Raw genomic sequence first — 3,693 nt, forward strand, 5'->3', positions numbered from 1 at the left:
AGCAGATCGCCGGGAGAACCGCCTGCCTGCGGTACGAGAACCCACATGGCCAGGTCACCGCCGGCGTACCGCAACTCCACGGCCTGCCAGCCGGGCCCCGCCGCGTACGGGAGGCCGCCGTCGCGGCGCATCAGGGCCGTACGCACGGTCGTGCCGTCCGCGCGGGTGAAGGAGGCGCCTTCCTCGGGCGGTTCGACGAACGGCGTCGTCCACTCGGCCCTGAGGTATACGGCGTTGGCGATGACCAGCCTGGTCCGTGGGCTCAGGTTGTCGAACACCTTCCTGATCCGCCCGGCTGTCCGCTCCTCGGCCCAGGCGTCGATGACCTTGGCGCCATCCCCGGTGAAGTCCACCTGGTGCACACCCGTGCCGTACTGTGCCGCGAGCGTGCGCAGGAACTCCGCCCTGACGCTCAGCCCTTCCTGGGTGAACAGCCCGTTGGCCATGCCCACGATCGCAGGGGCGGGGGTGTCCCGGGCATCCCGCTCCGCACTCGGGGCAGGATGGGGTGGCGGGTCCTCGGTCGTGATGATCTGCCTGGTGAGCGCGTTGAGCGAGGCATGCGGTCCCCCTGAGGGGAAACCGAAGACCCCGTCGAGCTCGGTCGCGGTGTCCGCGCCCGCCCCCGCCCTCGCCAGGCCGAAGGCGTAACCGATGCTCAGGGGCGACAGGACGGCGTTGGCCCCGGGGCTCGCGGTCGCGGCGAACAGGGCATGTCCGAAGGACGTCAGACCACGTACGGTCTCCGCGACCGGAGGGTTCTCCGGGACCTCCCGCCGCACCCCCTCAGCGGTGATCACATTGGGCTCGGCCATGGCGCACGATGACAGGACGGCGACGGCCAGCAGGGCGGGAAACAGTCGGCGCATGCTTCTAACACGCATGCCGCCGCACGGTGGTTCACCCTAGGTGCGGCGGATGACATCAGGTGAGTGCGGCGAAGGCACCCGCCCCGATGAGGGCGACGGCCCAGGCGAGGTCGAGGTTGAACCACGCCTTGCGGAGCACCGCCACCCCCAGCCGTTCGTAGACGACCAGGGCCAGGACAGTGGCCGTCACCAGCATGGCCAGCGTGTGCACCCCGGTCGCCAGCAGGCTCTGCGAGGCCAGTGCGGTGGCGTCGTGGCCCCCATGCCCTCCGTGTCCCTCATGCCCGCCGCGCAGGGTGACCGGGAGCACCATCAGGCCCGCTCCGTGTGCGGTGGCCATCAGGAACGACCATCCGGCCAGCTGCCACCTCGTCACCCTCATGCCGACCCAGCGGGGGTGGCGCCGTCTGAGCAGCCGCCAGAGGCCGAAGGCGCACACCAGGGCCGCCACACCGTACGAGATCGCTTTCGGCGGGGCGGCGAGCCGTGCCGCGGACACCAGCCCGAGCGTGATCAGCACCGAGCCCGCGTGGCCGAACACGATGGGCGGCAGCGCCCGGAGGACTCCGTCGCGCGAGCGCTCCTGCAGGCCGAGCGCGACCGCGAAGAGCCAGCCCATGGCCGGGTTCAGGCCGTGGAAGGCGCCGAGCCCGGCCAGGACGAGCAGGGACGTCAGATCCATCGGGCGGGCCTTTAGGGGAAGCAGTAGGAGTCGGAGGAGGAGTCGCCGCCCTGCAGGCGGATCTGGTGCGCACGGCGGCCGTCGGTGGCGAAGTCGACGAAGAAGCCGGGGTCGAGGGCGATCGAACCGTCGTCGGCGATGTCCACCTTCGCCATCCAGCCGGAGATGCCGTCGGGGTAGAAGACGTCGTCCCAGGACCGGTAGAGCGAGTTGGTGAAGTAGACCCGCCGCCCGTCCCTGCTGGCCTCGACCATCTGCGGTCCCCCGTTCAGCGCCCGGTCAGGGGCGGCAGGGTGGGCGTCGCGCCGGACGATCCCGCCGATTCGGACAGAGCCGGTCTCGCGCGGGGCGAACGGGTTGGAGACGTCGTACGCCTTGAGCTCGCCGGTGCCCCAGGCCGAGACGAGCAGGATCCGGTCGTCGAGGGTCAGGGAGATGTCGCTGACCAGCGGCGGTACCGCGCCGAACTGCTTGAGCGGTTCGGGCAGCAGGTCGGGGTCGGCGGGCTCGGCGGGAATTGTGATCGTCTTGCGGGCCTTCCAGAGGCCGTCCTCCAGGTACCAAGTGAAGATGTTGGCCGACAGGTCCTCGACGTTGATCACCGTGTTGACGAAGCCGTGGGTCTTGGTCGGGTCGTGGGCGGGCCGGAGCTCCAGGGCCATCTGATGCTGGTCACCCAGGTCGATCTCCTGAAGATGCCTGCGCTTGGCCAGGTCCCAGACGTGCAACTTGTGGCCGTACTGTCGGCCGACCAGCAGCTCCAGCGAGGGGCCCGGCTCGATCTGGTTGGGCGTCCCCCACTCGCTGGTGATCATCGTGTCGTGCCCGAGGTGCCACCAGAAGTCGTAGTGCAGCCGCTGTGACCCCCGGTCGGACTCCCAGCGGCCCTTTGGCTCGAAGGTGTCGTGGTCGAGAGTGAACACCCCGCCGGGTGCGTCGCCGTCCACATTGCCGAGCGCGCTGACGTAGATGGCGTCCGTGCCACAGTGGACGGTGTGCGGGCGGCTGTAGCCGGTCTTCTTGAAGACCGTCTCCGGTTCGATCGTCTTGACGAGCTTGGGATGCCGGGGGTCGTCCTTGACGTCGAAGATGTAGATCCGGCTGGACCTCAGGCCGGGGAGGACCAGGTAGCGCCTTTCCACGTGCGGGTGCGGCGCGTATGGGCACAGGGCCGCGCTGCACACGTTCCAGCCGAAGTGATGGAGCTCGTCGCCGGGGACGGACATGTCGTGCACATCGATGATCGATCCGTCCGAGAGGTCGATCGTGGCGAGCCCATCGGGCCGGCCGTCGCCGGCCGCGTCGAGGAGGGCGACGTAGGCGAGCTCCTCCGGAGGGGCCAGCATGGCCTCGCGGGCGGACGGGTAGAAGGTGGGGTCAGGCTGGATGAGCGGCACAGCGAACTCCTGGACTCGTAGCCGGAACCGATATCCAACTAATCTTGTAGGAAAACTTCCCGCTGTCCAGAGGGCATATCGCGCAGTCGGGGTGGAGGGCTGCGACGCCCGGCGGTGTCGATTCGCGGGCCTGCGGAAGAGGAGACGGCCCCGCGGGCGTGAGAACTTCCGGCAGGGGGCGGACAGACAGCGAGGTACGGGGCGATGATGCCCCGTACCTCGCTGTCTGTCAGTTCTGTCGGTCAGTCGACGGCCACCTGCCCGGCACAGCCGTTCCCGAATGCCACTTTCCTGGTCCTAGGGACCTACGGAGTGAACCGCTGGGCCGGGAGGTGTCAATCGACCTGCTCCCTGAGCTCTCCGGAAAACCTCAGCAGATTTTCACGGGAGAGCAGACATGCATGGGAGTCCAGATGATCGGGGCGGTGATGATCGGCCTCCTGATAACCGGTGGCCTGGTCGTCGGGGTGCTCAAAGTTCCCGATCCGGGCGGTCCGGGCGGTCCTTCCGGCCCTTCGGGGCCTTGCGGTCCTTCCGGACCTTGTGGTCCTGCGGGTCCTTCCGGTCCTGCGGGTCCCTCGGGTCCGGGTGCGCCATCAGCACCTACCGGTCCGGGTGCGCCGTCGGCGCCTGCGGGTCCTGCGGGTCCCTCGGGTCCGGGTGCAGGATCGCCGGCGCGACGGGCTTGCCGGTCAGCTCCTTCAGCTCCGCGTTGACCGACTCCTTGGCGCCCGCCGGGTCCGAC

At 69.3% G+C, this 3,693-nt stretch carries 3 protein-coding genes; all 3 read right to left on the reverse strand.

Translation table 11 applies throughout. From position 1 onward, the window contains the following. Positions 1-884, reverse strand: an 884-nt coding sequence (locus ABZ260_RS48375; protein ID WP_355631972.1) for a serpin family protein, incomplete at its 3' end; no start/stop codon positions are given. 40 nt (positions 885-924) lie between these two features. After that, positions 925-1,551 (reverse strand): hypothetical protein, encoded by a 627-nt coding sequence (locus ABZ260_RS48380; RefSeq protein ID WP_355567350.1) that lies wholly within the window; start codon positions 1,549-1,551, stop codon positions 925-927. A gap of 11 nt (positions 1,552-1,562) precedes the next feature. Beyond that, positions 1,563-2,948, reverse strand: a complete 1,386-nt coding sequence (locus tag ABZ260_RS48385) for a selenium-binding protein SBP56-related protein (RefSeq protein ID WP_355631975.1) — start codon at positions 2,946-2,948, stop codon at positions 1,563-1,565. Positions 2,949-3,693: the final 745 nt, after the last annotated feature.

This window comes from Streptosporangium sp. NPDC006013 (assembly GCF_040614275.1).
Classification (GTDB): Bacteria; Actinomycetota; Actinomycetes; order Streptosporangiales; family Streptosporangiaceae; genus Streptosporangium.